At 60.5% G+C, this 12,862-nt stretch carries 12 protein-coding genes; 4 read left to right on the top strand and 8 right to left on the bottom strand.

Features of this window, described 5'->3' with window-relative positions:
• Positions 1-3: 3 nt before the first annotated feature.
• The 4 genes from hslO to EOE18_RS18945 form a co-directional block, all read right to left on the bottom strand.
• Positions 4-888, bottom strand: a complete 885-nt coding sequence (gene hslO / locus EOE18_RS11270) for an Hsp33 family molecular chaperone HslO (protein WP_127709503.1) — start codon at positions 886-888, stop codon at positions 4-6.
• The gene (argF, locus tag EOE18_RS11265) at positions 888-1,814 is read right to left on the bottom strand and encodes an ornithine carbamoyltransferase (protein WP_127709501.1); all 927 of its coding nucleotides are present in this window, start codon (positions 1,812-1,814) and stop codon (positions 888-890) included. The genes hslO and argF overlap by 1 nt, the downstream gene beginning before the upstream one ends.
• Positions 1,814-3,004 carry an aspartate aminotransferase family protein gene (locus tag EOE18_RS11260; protein WP_127709498.1) on the bottom strand — a complete coding sequence of 397 codons (1,191 nt, stop codon included), beginning with the start codon at positions 3,002-3,004 and terminating at the stop codon, positions 1,814-1,816. The genes argF and EOE18_RS11260 overlap by 1 nt, the downstream gene beginning before the upstream one ends.
• Before the next feature lie 265 nt (positions 3,005-3,269).
• Positions 3,270-4,037, bottom strand: a complete 768-nt coding sequence (locus EOE18_RS18945) for a cold-shock protein (protein WP_127709496.1) — start codon at positions 4,035-4,037, stop codon at positions 3,270-3,272.
• Between the two features lie 331 nt (positions 4,038-4,368).
• Between EOE18_RS18945 and EOE18_RS11250 the strand changes: the two genes are divergently transcribed.
• Complete coding sequence (locus EOE18_RS11250; RefSeq protein ID WP_127709494.1) at positions 4,369-4,800, top strand: protein tyrosine phosphatase family protein; 432 nt, start codon at positions 4,369-4,371, stop codon at positions 4,798-4,800.
• Positions 4,801-4,956: 156 nt separating this feature from the next.
• On the opposite strand, the gene EOE18_RS11245 is transcribed toward EOE18_RS11250, so the two are convergent.
• Together EOE18_RS11245 and EOE18_RS11240 are read right to left on the bottom strand one after the other, a co-directional pair.
• Positions 4,957-6,381, bottom strand: a complete 1,425-nt coding sequence (locus tag EOE18_RS11245; RefSeq protein WP_127709492.1) for an ammonium transporter — start codon at positions 6,379-6,381, stop codon at positions 4,957-4,959.
• 29 nt (positions 6,382-6,410) lie between these two features.
• Entirely contained in the window at positions 6,411-6,749 is a 339-nt protein-coding gene (locus EOE18_RS11240) for a P-II family nitrogen regulator (RefSeq protein ID WP_127709490.1), read from the bottom strand.
• Positions 6,750-7,189: 440 nt separating this feature from the next.
• Here EOE18_RS11240 and EOE18_RS11235 point away from each other — a divergent pair, with 440 nt between their 5' ends.
• Positions 7,190-8,068: a glycosyltransferase family 2 protein gene (locus EOE18_RS11235; RefSeq protein ID WP_246027402.1), complete on the top strand. Its 879-nt coding sequence runs from the start codon at positions 7,190-7,192 to the stop codon at positions 8,066-8,068.
• Between the two features lie 47 nt (positions 8,069-8,115).
• Here the strand turns inward: EOE18_RS11235 and EOE18_RS11230 are convergent, their stop codons facing one another.
• Together EOE18_RS11230 and EOE18_RS11225 are read right to left on the bottom strand one after the other, a co-directional pair.
• Complete coding sequence (locus tag EOE18_RS11230; RefSeq protein WP_127709488.1) at positions 8,116-9,675, bottom strand: peptide chain release factor 3; 1,560 nt, start codon at positions 9,673-9,675, stop codon at positions 8,116-8,118.
• Positions 9,676-10,107: 432 nt separating this feature from the next.
• Positions 10,108-10,989, bottom strand: coding sequence for an aldose 1-epimerase family protein (locus tag EOE18_RS11225; RefSeq protein WP_127709486.1), 882 nt, complete (start codon positions 10,987-10,989; stop codon positions 10,108-10,110).
• Positions 10,990-11,114: 125 nt separating this feature from the next.
• On the opposite strand from EOE18_RS11225, the gene EOE18_RS11220 reads away from it, so the two are divergent.
• Together EOE18_RS11220 and EOE18_RS11215 are read left to right on the top strand one after the other, a co-directional pair.
• Positions 11,115-12,200, top strand: a complete 1,086-nt coding sequence (locus EOE18_RS11220) for an acyltransferase family protein (RefSeq protein WP_164852733.1) — start codon at positions 11,115-11,117, stop codon at positions 12,198-12,200.
• Positions 12,201-12,474: 274 nt separating this feature from the next.
• Positions 12,475-12,840 carry a hypothetical protein gene (locus EOE18_RS11215; protein ID WP_127709482.1) on the top strand — a complete coding sequence of 122 codons (366 nt, stop codon included), beginning with the start codon at positions 12,475-12,477 and terminating at the stop codon, positions 12,838-12,840.
• Positions 12,841-12,862 lie beyond the last annotated feature (22 nt).

The following is a 12,862-nucleotide window of genomic DNA, read 5'->3' as shown; positions in this document are numbered from 1 at the left end:
GGGTCAAACCTTTCCTTCAATCTCGATCGGGAACAGCTTGGAGCAGAAGGCGCAATCCACCGTGATCACGCCCGCCTCGTCGCGCATTTCGGCCAGTTCTTCCGGCGCGAAACGGCTCAGGATCTGGCGGTAATGCTCGGGCGAACAGCGGCACCCACGCGTCAGCGCCTCATCCTCCAGCACGCGCACTTCCGATTCCTCGTGGAACAGGCGCCACACCAAAGTGTCGAGCGGCAAGTCACGATCGGTCAATTCCGCGTCCGAGGTCGTCCCCGCCAGCGCGGCCAGATGGTCCCATTGCGGATGGTCGAGCTGGACATGGAGACGCTCGCGCCCCTCTTCGCCCTCGGGCAGATGCTGGATCAGCAGACCACCGGCCACCCAGTGCCCATCCTTGCCCTTGTGGCTGGCCACGCGGATCAGGGTCGGCACCTGTTCGGATTGCACGAAATAATGCGCGCAGGCCTCGCTCAGGCTCTCGCCTTCCAACGGAACCACGCCCTGATAGCGCTGCCCCGTCACGGCCAGATCGAAGGTGATCGCCAGATAGCCCTTGCCAAGCAGATCACCCAGTGCGGGTTCCTCCGGCAGTTGAGCATAGCGCGCTTCATCATGGCGGATATAGCCGCGCAATTCACCATTGCGGTAATCGCAGACCAGCATGTCCACCACGCCCGCCTCGGTCTGGGCCTGCATGGTCAACTGGCTGTCACGGTCCTTTAGCAAGGAGCCGAGCAGCGCGGCCAGCACCAAAGCCTCGGCCAGCAGCTTGCCGATCGCGGGGGGATAGTCATGGGCGGACTGGACCAGATCCAGCACCGGCCCCAGCCTGACCACCCGCCCGCGCCCGTCACGCTGCGGCACCGTAAAGTGCAGAACTTGATCCATCAGATCTGCCCGAAAGCCCAGCGCAGCACGGACTTTTGCCCGTGGATACGGTTTTCGGCCTCATCCCACACCACGCTTTGTGCCGAATCGATCACCTCGTCGGTCACTTCCTCGCCGCGATGCGCCGGCAGGCAGTGGAGGAACAGGGCGCCTGGCGCGGCCTTGGCCATCAGGGCTGCATTGACCTGATAGGGCTCCATCGCCTTGATCACAGCCTCGCCACCGGGCTGGCCCATGGACACCCAAGTGTCGGTGACGACGACCTGCGCGCCGGACGCGGCTTCTGCGGCATCCTGCGTAAAGCTGATCTGCGCGCCCAAAGCGCGGGCGGCGGCCACAAAGGCAGGGTCCGGCTCATAACCGGCAGGGCCACCCACGCGGATGTTAAAGCCCAACAGGCCCGCCGCCTCGATCAGCGAGTGGAGCACATTGTTGCCATCGCCCAGCCAAGCCAGTTCCATCCCCGCCAGCTTCACGCCGCGCTCGGCCAGAGTCAGCAGGTCGGCCACGATCTGGCACGGATGCGAAGCATCGGTCAGGCCGTTGATCACCGGAACGCTGGCATAATGGGCCAGCTCCTCGATTTTGGCGTGATCATTGGTGCGAATCATAATCGCATCCACCATCCGGCTCAGCACGCGGGCGGTGTCGGCAATCGTTTCGCCACGGCCCAATTGCATGCCCCCGGCGTCCATCACAATCGCGCTGCCGCCCAGCTGACGCATGGCCATGTCGAAAGACACGCGGGTGCGGGTGGAGTTCTTTTCAAAGATCATCGCCAGCACGCGGTCAGCCAAAGGCGCGTCGGCATCGACCCGCCCCTTGGCCCAACCGGCGCGCGCTTCCTTGCGAGCCTGCGCATCGGCCAGAATAGCCCGCAGCGCATCGCTGCCCGCATCGGCAAGGTTCAGAAAATGCCGGGTCATTATGCCGCTTCCTCGGGGCTATAGCTGGCAGCGCCCGCCGACAGCTTGTCCATGAATTCGTCGATATGACTTTCGTCAATCACCAGCGGGGGCAGGATACGCATGGTCTTGTCGCCCGCCGAAACGCAAAGCAACTGGTGATTGTCGCGCAGATGGGCCACGAAAGGACGCGGCTCCATCTTCATCTTTAGACCCAGCATCAGGCCACGGCCCCGCACCAGTTCGAACATATCGGGATAATTGCCGATAAACTGCTCCAGACGGCCCGTCAGCTTCGCGCTCATATCGCGCACATGGGCGAGGAAGGGCTCATTGGCCACCGCGTCCAGAACGGCATTGGCCGCAGCCATACCCAAGGGGTTGCCGCCATAGGTGCTGCCATGCGTGCCCGCCACCATGCCGCGCGCGGCCTTTTCGGTGGCAAGGCAGGCGCCCAGCGGAAAGCCGCCGCCGATGCCCTTGGCGCTGGCCAGAATGTCGGGCACCACGCCGAACTGTTCATAGGCGAAGAAGGTGCCGGTGCGGGCCACGCCGCATTGCACTTCGTCGAAAATCAGCATCAGGTCATGCTCGTCACACAAAGCGCGCAGGGCCTGCAGGAATTCGTCGGTCGGGACTTTCACGCCCCCCTCGCCCTGAATCGGCTCGATCAAAATGCCGCCGGTGTTGGGGCCAATCGCGGCCTTCACCGCCTCCAGATCACCGAAATCGACATATTTGAAACCGGGCAGGATGGGCAGGAAGCCCTTATGCATCTTTTCCTGATTCGAGGCGCTGATCGTGCCCAAGGTGCGGCCATGGAAGGCCTCCTTGAAAGTGATCAGTTCATATTTGTCGAGATTGCCAACATGCTGGTGATAGGCACGCGCGGTCTTGATGGCGCATTCCACCGCCTCTGCGCCGGAATTGGTGAAGAACACCGTGTCGGCAAAGGTCAGTTCCACCAAACGGTCGGCCACGCTTTCCTGCTGCGGGCTGCCATAAAGGTTCGACACATGCATCAGCGTCGCGGCCTGTTGCTGGATCGCGCCGATCAGGCCTTCATGGCTGTGGCCCAGCAAATTCACCGCAATACCGCTGGCAAAGTCCAGATATCGGCGGCCATCCTCGCCAATCAGATGGCAATGTTCACCGCGCACCGGCCGAAAGGCGCAGCGGGGATAAACAGGCATCAGCGACGAAATAGACATCGATACTTCCTTTGCTTTCCAGATCGGGAGCCGGCGGGCGAACAGGCCAACCGGTTTGAACATTTGCCAGAATGAGGAACATTTCCCCAAGGACGACAGCAAGGTGATCCCGCGATTGCGCGGGTGACGCAAACGCGAAATGGCGGCGTGCCTGAACCGATTCGTTCAGACTCGCCGCCACTTGTGCGCGTTTATGCTGTCGCTGGCCCCCGGTCAAACCCGACCCTTAGGTCAGGCCCTTCCCTCGGGGGCGGTGCGTGCGGGGTTAACCCTGACGCGGCACCAGGTTAACCGCCGAGTACTTGCCTCGTCGATCGACCTCGATATCAAACTCCAGACGGTCGCCTTCGGCCAGCTCGCGCATACCCGAACGCTCGACAGCGCTGATATGCACGAAGGCATCGGGCTGGCCGTCATCACGGGTGATGAAGCCGAAGCCCTTCATGGCGTTGAAGAACTTGACCGTACCGGTGGCCTTGTCGCCCGTCAGCTGACGCTGGGGAGCAGCCGCCGCTTCGCGCTTGGGAGCTGCGATCACGTCGCCCACGATCGACAGATCGCTGGCCGATACCTTGCCGCCGCGATCCACCAGCGTGAATTCCAGACCCTGACCTTCAGCCAGGCTTTCCAGACCGGCGCGCTCAACAGCGCTGATGTGGACGAACACGTCTTCGCCGCCATCTTCACGCTGGATAAAGCCGAAACCCTTCTGGGCGTTGAAGAACTTGACCACGCCCTTGCCCTGGCCAACCACCTGGGCAGGCATGCCGCCGCCACGGGGAGCGCCACCGCCAAAGCCGCCGCCACGCGGGCCGCCGCCGAAGCCGCCGCGATCGCCGCCGCCGAAGCCGCCACGGTCACCACCGCCAAAGCCACCGCGGTCACCACCGCCGAAGCCGCCACGGCCACCGCCGCCAAAACGATCACCACCGCCGAAACGGTCGCCACCGCCCATGAACGGGTCGAAACTGTCTTCGCCGAACCCGTCGCGCTTGTCTCGGCCCCTGCCGCGACGTCCTCTATCGAAACCCATAAAACCGAACGTACCTTCGCTTCGCCCTGAACCACATCGCCTGATACGTGGACGAAACGCATCAGGTGACAGGGCAAGCAGCTGCGCCTGACGCACAGCCCTTTCCACTGCAATTTGCCACATAGCCCAAAAGTTTTGACATGGCGAACAGATTCGCAAGCCCAGCCCACGATTTGTCATTTTTCTGCCATGGCGACCAAAAAGCATCACTGCGGATCAATGGAAACTTGCCCCTTGGCCGCCTGTTCGGCACAGCAGCACCCATATTTCCCTGGCGGCCGCGCGTTTTTCACACAGTTCGGCCCGATTTCGCAAAGGAGTGCCAAGCCCCATGTTCCGCCAGCTCACCGACAGGGTCTTTGCCAGCCCGCAGATCACGCTAGACGATGTGGCACAGGCTGCCGAAGCCGGTTTTGCCCTGATCATCAACAACCGCCCCGAGGGTGAAAGCGATGACCAGACCCCCGGCGAGGTGATCGAGGCCGCCGCCAAGGCCGCAGGCATGGCCTACGTCGCAATCCCGATCAGCCATGCCGGTTTCAGCCCGACGCAAGTGGCTGCCATGGTCGATGCCTTGAAGCAGAATGAAGGGCCGGTTCTGGCCTATTGCCGCTCAGGCACCCGCTCCACCCTGCTTTGGGCTCTGGCTCAGGCCAGCACCGGCGCCGATCTGGACGGGGTGACGATGAAGGCGCTGCAGGCAGGCTATGATGTCAGCCCCGTGCGCCCGTTGATGGACATGCTGGCCGCGCAGGCCAAGTAAACCCTTCCTTCCTGCGCCCATAAAAAAGGGGCCGGAGCGGCTGGCTCCGGCCCTTTTAAGTTGGTCGTTCGCAGGAGGAACATCGGATGGCAGGTCCGGTTAGAGAGAGGAGGAGAGGAGGAAGTCCCTTCCCGAACCCGCCAAACTTGGAAAAACTTAGTAGTTGTAGGCGCGTTCGCCGTGTTCGGTGATGTCCAGACCTTCGCGCTCGGCTTCTTCCGAAGGACGCAGACCGAAGATCTTGTCGATCACGAAGTAGAGCACAGCCGAACCAACACCCGACCACACCAGCGTGACCAGCACAGCCTTGATCTGGGTGATGACCTGAACGGCCATGTCATACTTGCCGGCAACGGCGGGGAACACGGTGTAGTCGATCCAGCCCTGACCGCCCAGCGAGGGGTCAGCCACGATGCCGGTGGCGATGGCGCCGACGATACCGCCGATACCATGCACGCCGAACACGTCCAGCGTGTCGTCATACTTGAGCTTGCTCTTCACGGTCGAGACGAAGAAGAAGCAGATCGGCGAGACAACCAGACCCAGCACAACCGAGGTCATCGGATGGGCAAAGCCCGAAGCAGGCGTGATGGCAACCAGACCGGCCACAGCACCCGAAGCAGCGCCCAGCAGCGAGGGCTTGCCATGCTTGACCTGTTCGACAACCGACCAGCTGACAGCAGCGGCAGCGGTGGCAACGAAGGTGTTGATGAAGGCAAGAGCGGCCAGACCGTTAGCTTCCAGGTTCGAACCGGCGTTGAAACCGAACCAACCAACCCACAGCAGCGAGGCACCGATCATGGTCATGGTCAGCGAGTGCGGAGGGGTGGCTTCCTTGCCATGGCCCAGACGCTTGCCGATCATGATGCAGCCAACCAGACCAGCGATACCGGCGTTGATATGCACCACGGTGCCGCCAGCAAAGTCCAGAGCACCCCAGCCATAGAGCAGACCCGAGTCGGTGGGAGCGTCAGCCAGGAAGTCCGGACCGGCGAAATACCACACCATGTGGGCCATCGGGAAATAGACCAGCGTCAGCCACAGCACGGTGAAGATGATCAACGGCGTGAACTTGATGCGTTCTGCAAAGGCACCCACGATCAGCGCGGGGGTGATGCAGGCGAAGGTCATCTGGAAGATGACATAAACATATTCAGGCAGATAGACGTTGTTCGAGAAAGTCGCCGCATAGGTCGACGTCGTCACGCCCATCAGGAAGGCCTTGGAAAGACCGCCGAACAGCGCGGGGAACGGGCTGCCCGAAGAGGTGAAGGCCATCGAATAGCCCCAGCCAACCCAGCACAGGGCCGCGACCGAAACGATCATCAGCACCTGCATCAACAGGCTGAGCATATTCTTGGTGCGGACCAGACCGCCGTAGAACAGCGCCAGAGCAGGCACGCTCATCAACAGCACCAGCGCCGAGGAAACGAGCATCCATGCCACGTCGCCCTTGTTGACCATAGCGGCCTGAGCAGCAGCATCGGGCGCCTTGACCAGCGCAGCCTGGGCAAAAGCGGCGGAAGAAGCAAAGAGCGAAGCGCCCATAGCCCCGGCGCCGCACAAAATCTTGCGGATCATAGTGGGTTTACTCCTAAGGCTGGCGCCGGTCACAGCGCGATATCCCCGGTTTCGCCGGTGCGGATACGGGTTGCGGAAGCCAATTCGAGCACGAAGATCTTGCCATCGCCGATGGCTTCGGTGCTGGCGGCCTGCTGGATCGTTTCGACCACGCGCGGAGCCAGTTCGTCGCTGGCGGCGATCTCGATCTTCACCTTAGGCAGCATGTTGGTCGAATATTCGGCACCGCGATAAATCTCGGTCTGCCCCTTTTGCCGACCAAACCCTTTCACTTCGGACACCGTCAGACCGGCGACACCGAGAGCGCCGAGGGCTTCACGCACCTCGTCAAGCTTGAACGGCTTGATGATGGCGATGATGAACTTCATGCCTATCCCCTATTAGCCAATCCCGGCCCAGCGCCGGTTGCCAGATACTCAGCAAGGGGCGTGCCAATTTACGAAATCCCGCAAATTCGCGGCTTCGCGCTGGCCACTGCACGGATAAAGGCAGGGCAAAAGCCCGATTCTCGCGCAAGTGATTAAATTTTAGGCAGTGGTTTTCCGGATAGACTGCTTAAAATTTGCACCCGCTCCTGCACAATGGCGGCATGGATGATCAGCGGGGTGGAAAATCAATGATTGTCATATCCCCCGACGCCCCTCTATAAACCAACACAAATCAGGCTAGTTTCCTTAAGAAGTCATAGGTTTGAAGGACATTCCATCTAACCGTGACGATGCGGGGCGGCCAGAACACCCGCAAAACGCATCCCGTCTGACAAGAGCATGGTCGCCACACCGACGGCGTTGAAAACGGAGTTTGAAATATGTCGCTGCCAAACAGCCTGCCCTTTGTCAGCGTGATCGTGCCCCATTACAATGATCTCAACGGGCTCGATGCCTGCCTCAATGCCTTGATGGCGCAGACCTATCCGCGCGACCGTTTCGAGATCATCGTGGGCGACAACAATTCCCCGGTGGGCTTGGATGCGGTCTGCCAATTGGCGGGCGGCCGCGCGAAAGTCATCCATGCCCCGATCAAGGGCGCCGGTCCCGCGCGCAACGCGGCCGTGCCCCACGCCCGTGGCGAGATACTGGCCTTTACCGATTCAGACTGTATCCCCGAAAGCGAATGGCTGTCCGAAGGCGTCAAGGCGATGGAACATGCCGATTTTGTCGGGGGCGCGATGACGGTGCTGGTCCCGCAGGATCGTGCCAAAAACGGCGCGGAGGGCTTTGAAATGGTCTTCGCCTTCGACAACCGCAGCTATGTGGAAAAGCAGAAATTCACTGTCACCGCCAATCTGCTCTGCAAGCGCGATGTTTTCACCCATGTGGGCGAATTCCGCACCGAAGTGTCCGAGGACAAGGAATGGTGCCTGCGCGCGGGTGATATGGGCTATAAAATCGGCTATGCGGCCAAGGCGGTCGTGGGGCACCCTGCCCGCGCCGATTGGGAGCAATTGCGCAAAAAGTGGCAGAGGCTGAACGCGGAAGGCTTTGCCCTGTTCAAACAGCGCGGGGGCAAGTCGCTGGTCTGGCTACTGCGCACTTGGGCGCTGCTACCCTCCATCCCCCTCCACTCGATCAAGATCCTCACCAGCCCTGCCCTGAACGGGCTGGATGAAAAGTTGAAAGCCTGCGGCATGCTGATCCGCTGCCGCTTGTGGCGTTTTGTCGATGGCCACCGCTTGCTGATGCAATAACAGCTTGCAGCCCTTGGCGCTCTGTCACCAAGGGCTGCGACTTAAACTCAGCGCTCCTTGGTGGCCGAGAAGGTCAGTTCGGGGTTGCGCTCCTGCTGATAGGACACATCCCACACCGAGCGCGCCATGAACACCGGATCGCCATCGCGATCCTTGGCCAGATTGCTCTTGTTGAATTCGGCAAAGTCGCGCAGCGCGGCGTCCGATCCCTTGATCCAGCGGGCGGTATCAAATGGCGCGCCTTCCAGCACGGCGGCTACCTTATATTCAGCCTCCAACCGGCTGATCAGCACTTCAAGCTGCAACTGCCCCACCACGCCGACAATCCACTGGCTGCCGATTTCGGGATAGAACACCTGAATGACGCCCTCTTCCGACAGGTCGTCCAAAGCCTTGCGCAGCTGCTTGGTCTTGGTGGGGTCCTTCAACTGCACGCGGCGCAGGATTTCCGGCGCAAAATTGGGCAGGCCGGTAAAGCGCACCTTGTTGGCCTCGCTCAGCGTATCGCCCACGCGCAAAGTGCCGTGGTTGGGAATGCCGATGATGTCGCCGGGCATCGCCTCATCGGCAATCTCGCGGTCCTGCGCAAAGAACAGGATGGGCGAATGTACCGCCATCGGCTTGCCCGAACCCGAAGGGGTCAGCTTCATCCCGCGCTTGAACGTGCCCGAGACCAGACGCATGAAAGCGATGCGGTCGCGGTGCATGGGGTCCATATTGGCCTGCACCTTGAAGATGAAGCCGGTCACTTCCTTGTCCGTCGGCTCAATCACGCCTGCCTCGCCCAATGTATTGGAAGAGGGCTGCGGGCGCGGCGGCGGGGCCAGACGGGCAATCGCCTCGATCAATTCGGCCACGCCAAAATTCTTGAGCGCGGAACCGAAAAACACCGGCGTCAGATCGCCATGGCGATAGGCTTCCAGATCAAATTCGGGATAGCCCATCTGGCCCAGTTCGATCTCCTCGGCGAATTCGGCGGGCACGGGTTCATAGTCCACCTTGCCCAGAAATTCGCGGCTATCGCCTTCGGGGCGGCTGATCCTTCCACTGGCCAGATCAAGAATACCCTCGAACAGACCGCCCATGCCCACCGGCCAGCTTTGCGGGGACACGTCCAGCGCCAGCGCATCGGCCACTTCATCCAGAATTTCGTAAACAGGGCGGCCTTCGCGGTCCACCTTGTTGACGAAAGTGATGATCGGCACATTGCGCATACGACACACTTCAAACAGCTTGCGCGTCTGCGGCTCGATACCCTTGGCCGCGTCTATCACCATGATCGCCGAATCCACCGCGGTCAGCGTGCGATAGGTGTCCTCGGAAAAATCCTCGTGGCCCGGCGTGTCGAGCAGGTTGAAGGTGATCTCGCCCAGCCCGTCAAATTCGCGGGCAAAGGTCATCACCGAGCTGGTCACGGAAATCCCGCGCTGCTGCTCGATCTTCATCCAGTCCGAACGCGCACGCCGCGCCGCGCCGCGCGCCTTCACCTGCCCCGCCAAGTGGATCGCGCCACCGTTCAGCAACAGCTTTTCGGTCAGCGTGGTCTTACCCGCGTCAGGGTGGGAAATGATGGCAAAGGTGCGGCGATTGGAGGTAGGCTCGGTCATGGCTGCGGCGCTTACATGGTGGCGGGCTTTTCGTCTATCCTGTGCGTTGCTCCGGCTTGAGACATCGCCCTAGAACCAAAGCCTCCTGATCCCGCAATGGTCGCCCCAAAGGTGTTCCCACCGTCACACGGAAAAACTCGCCCGCCTGCACCAGATCGACCCGCAAATGGCGCGCCGGATTCCATCCCTGCCAATGCCGAGACCCCTCGCTGTCAACATGCCACGGGCCCGTCAGTGGCAGCCCATCATGCAAGCAAGAGGCCACTTCATCTGGGGGCTGCCGAACCATAGCTGAATAAACGAGCCGCGTATTGGTCGCATCCCGCCGCTGCCCTTCTCCCCTCACCCAAAATAGCAAGGAGGCAAGCGACAACAGCAAGATGACCCAACCAACCAACACCCAACGCGGCAGATAGGTTCCTTGGTTCGGGCTCAACGCAAGGTTACACACATCCGGAATGCCCGTGTTCCGCCAGAGGGCAGCAGCACGATGCCCGGTTTCTGGACAAACTCGCCATCAAACCCCTGCGGATCCGCATGGCCGGCCCAAGGCTCGATGCAAATATAGCGGGCACCGGGCACTTGCCACAGGCCAAGATCGGGCGTGTCGGGGAAACTGATGTCCAACGCGGGGCCTTCGGGCGAGGCATAAGTGAGCTTGCGACTCGCCAGATCCTTCCAGATCACCGCGTCAGCCTCGAACAGGCTTTCGCGCAAGACCAATTCGCGCCCCAGTACCGGCGTGGCCTCCACTTCAGGTAGCAACACACCGGTACCCTTGGCGACACGATGGATGGGGGCAGGTTCGTCCTGCTCGAACACCAGCCTATGCTGCTCCTTGGCCCCACCTTCGGGCAGCGGCCATGCAAAGGCGGGGTGATAACCAAAGCTGAAAGGCAGATCGCCCTCGCCGGTATTATGCACCGTGGCGGTCATATGCAGCGTGGCGCCGGTCAAAGCGAAAGCCATCTCAAGCCGGAAGGCAAAGGGATAGACAGCGCGCGTTGCCTCGCTGTCCTCCAGCGCGAAAGTCACAGTGTCCCCGCGCGACTCCACCAGAGAAAACTGGCTGCGGCGGGCAAAACCGTGGCGCGGGAGAGCATAGGCACGCCCCGCGTGGTTAAATTTATCGCACGAAAGAGACCCCACGATAGGAAAAAGTAGCGGCGCATGCCCAGACCAAAAAGCAGGGTCAGCGTCGGTCATATACTCCAAGCCATTGGAGTTCTTGAGAGAAAGCAGCTCTGCTCCCCAAGGGGATATCTCGGCCTGCAGGGCTTCATTGGAAATTAGGTAATTCACCGGAGAAGACATTTTTCGACCACCAGATAGATTTTGCCTAATATAAAACCTAAAGTCATGTCCAAACACTGCTCCGGACCGCCACCATGTGCCTTCCGCGCATTTGCAAGCTGCACGCACCCCAAAGGGCGGTATCGATGCTCACTATAGAAGCCTCAACAAAAAACAACAATTTCAACCTTGCGAGGCTTATTCTGGCATCGTCGGTCATTCTGTCTCATACTTATGAGGCAACTATCGGCAAAACCGATGCGGACTTTTTCTCGCCCTATCTTGGCGAAAAAATCTCCTATTTTGCGGTGGACGGCTTCTTTTTCCTCAGCGGCTTCCTCGTCTATGCTAGCCTGATCCGCCGACAAAGTGCCGTGGCCTTTTTCAGCGCCCGACTGGCGCGTATCTGGCCCGGGCTGATCGCTTCGATTGTGCTGGTCGTGCTGATCGGCAGCCTGTTCACCAACGTTCCCCTGCACGATTACCTGCGCGGCGAAACCAAAGGCTTCATGCTGAAAAACGCCCTGTTTCTGGGCGGCAGCTACAGCCTTACCGGCGTGAATTGCGAAGGCGCGCTGTGCAACATCAATGGCTCGCTTTGGACCATCCCTTGGGAAATCGGCTGCTATGCCCTGCTCACGATCATCTTCCTTGCGGGGCTCTCCAAAAAGGAATTGATGAGCCGCGTGATCTTCCCCGCAACCATCGCCTTTGTACTGGCATGGCACTGGCAACCCTTTGGCATTACGGATCAAAGCAGTCTGGGCTATAATTTTGCCCGTATTGATCGTCTATGGACGGTGTTCGCGTTGGGGATCGCGGCCTATATTTACAAAGACAAGATCAAGCTCTCGTGGACCATCCTGCTGGTGCTGCTCGGGCTGACAGTTTTGCAAAACCGTTTGGGCATCCATGCCCATATCGAATCGCTTTTCGCCGGCTATCTGTTACTGTGCCTTGGTTTCCTGACCGTCAAGGACGAGGCCTTTTCCGCCCACTGGCATGACTATTCATACGGCATGTATATCTATGCTTTTCCGGTGATGACCCTGTTGCAACAGGCCTTTCATTTCACCAATCCCTGGGCGCTTGCGGCGGCCAATTTCTTCTGCACCCTGCCGGTGGCCGCATTGTCATGGCACCTTGTCGAAAAGCCGATGGTGGCTCTGGCCGCCAGATGGACGGCAGGTTTCCAGAAAGCACAGCCCTTGCAACCTTCTCCTGCCACCTGATGGCGGTTCGACCTGCTGCGTGATGGGCGGCCTGCAACCGCTCATTGCACATTAAGCATTTCCCCCTAGTTTCTTCCCCATGAAACGCCTGCTCATCCTATCCCCCCTCGCACTGCTCGCCGCCTGTTCCTCATCAAGCGAACAGCCCGCAGCCTGGCCGCTAGGGCTGGAGATAGCCCAAACACGCCTGCAACAGGCCGATAGCACCGGATTTTTGGCAGCGATGGCCTGCGGTTCGGCCCTGGACATCAGCGCCCGCCCGAAAGAGGCTGGTATGGATTGGCAAGTGGCCCAAGGCCTGACCATAACCGCCCGCTTCGGCGTCACACTGGTGGCGGAAAATGGCAGCCTGACCACCGCGCAGATTGACGCGCCGGACAGCCCTGCCCTGCGCCAGCCCTTATCCAAAGGTGTCGAGGAAATGGTCGCCGCCGCCATGGAGCAGCGCCCGTTGGACAAGACCAAGCTGGGCAAGCTGACCTGCCCCGCCAAGCCTGCGGCCAGTGTGGCCCCATCGGTTTCCGGCGCGCAGGCCAGCGCGGATACCGCCGTGCAAGCCAGCATCGATGCGCCAAGCCCCGTGCCTGAACGGGCCGTGCATAATTGGTATGCCCATGGCTATAACAGCCAACCGGGGTAAATAGGGACGCGGCGACAAACCG

The organism is Novosphingobium umbonatum, assembly GCF_004005905.1.
GTDB classification, from domain to species: domain Bacteria; phylum Pseudomonadota; class Alphaproteobacteria; order Sphingomonadales; family Sphingomonadaceae; genus Novosphingobium; species Novosphingobium umbonatum.
Note: the sequence above shows the minus strand (reverse complement) of the source record. Positions and strands in the feature narration are given on the sequence as shown.

Bases quoted from the DNA above. Each gene is read 5' to 3' on its own strand.
- EOE18_RS11230 (WP_127709488.1), bottom strand. From the start codon at position 9,675: ATGACCGAGCCTACCTCCAATCGCCGCACCTTTGCCATCATTTCCCAC.
- argF (WP_127709501.1), bottom strand. From the start codon at position 1,814: ATGACCCGGCATTTTCTGAACCTTGCCGATGCGGGCAGCGATGCGCTG.
- EOE18_RS11250 (WP_127709494.1), top strand. From the start codon at position 4,369: ATGTTCCGCCAGCTCACCGACAGGGTCTTTGCCAGCCCGCAGATCACG.
- EOE18_RS11240 (WP_127709490.1), bottom strand. From the start codon at position 6,749: ATGAAGTTCATCATCGCCATCATCAAGCCGTTCAAGCTTGACGAGGTG.
- EOE18_RS11245 (WP_127709492.1), bottom strand. From the start codon at position 6,381: ATGATCCGCAAGATTTTGTGCGGCGCCGGGGCTATGGGCGCTTCGCTC.
- hslO (WP_127709503.1), bottom strand. From the start codon at position 888: ATGGATCAAGTTCTGCACTTTACGGTGCCGCAGCGTGACGGGCGCGGG.
- EOE18_RS11235 (WP_246027402.1), top strand. From the start codon at position 7,190: ATGTCGCTGCCAAACAGCCTGCCCTTTGTCAGCGTGATCGTGCCCCAT.
- EOE18_RS18945 (WP_127709496.1), bottom strand. From the start codon at position 4,037: ATGGGTTTCGATAGAGGACGTCGCGGCAGGGGCCGAGACAAGCGCGAC.
- EOE18_RS11260 (WP_127709498.1), bottom strand. From the start codon at position 3,004: ATGTCTATTTCGTCGCTGATGCCTGTTTATCCCCGCTGCGCCTTTCGG.
- EOE18_RS11220 (WP_164852733.1), top strand. From the start codon at position 11,115: ATGCTCACTATAGAAGCCTCAACAAAAAACAACAATTTCAACCTTGCG.
- EOE18_RS11215 (WP_127709482.1), top strand. From the start codon at position 12,475: ATGGATTGGCAAGTGGCCCAAGGCCTGACCATAACCGCCCGCTTCGGC.
- EOE18_RS11225 (WP_127709486.1), bottom strand. From the start codon at position 10,989: ATGTCTTCTCCGGTGAATTACCTAATTTCCAATGAAGCCCTGCAGGCC.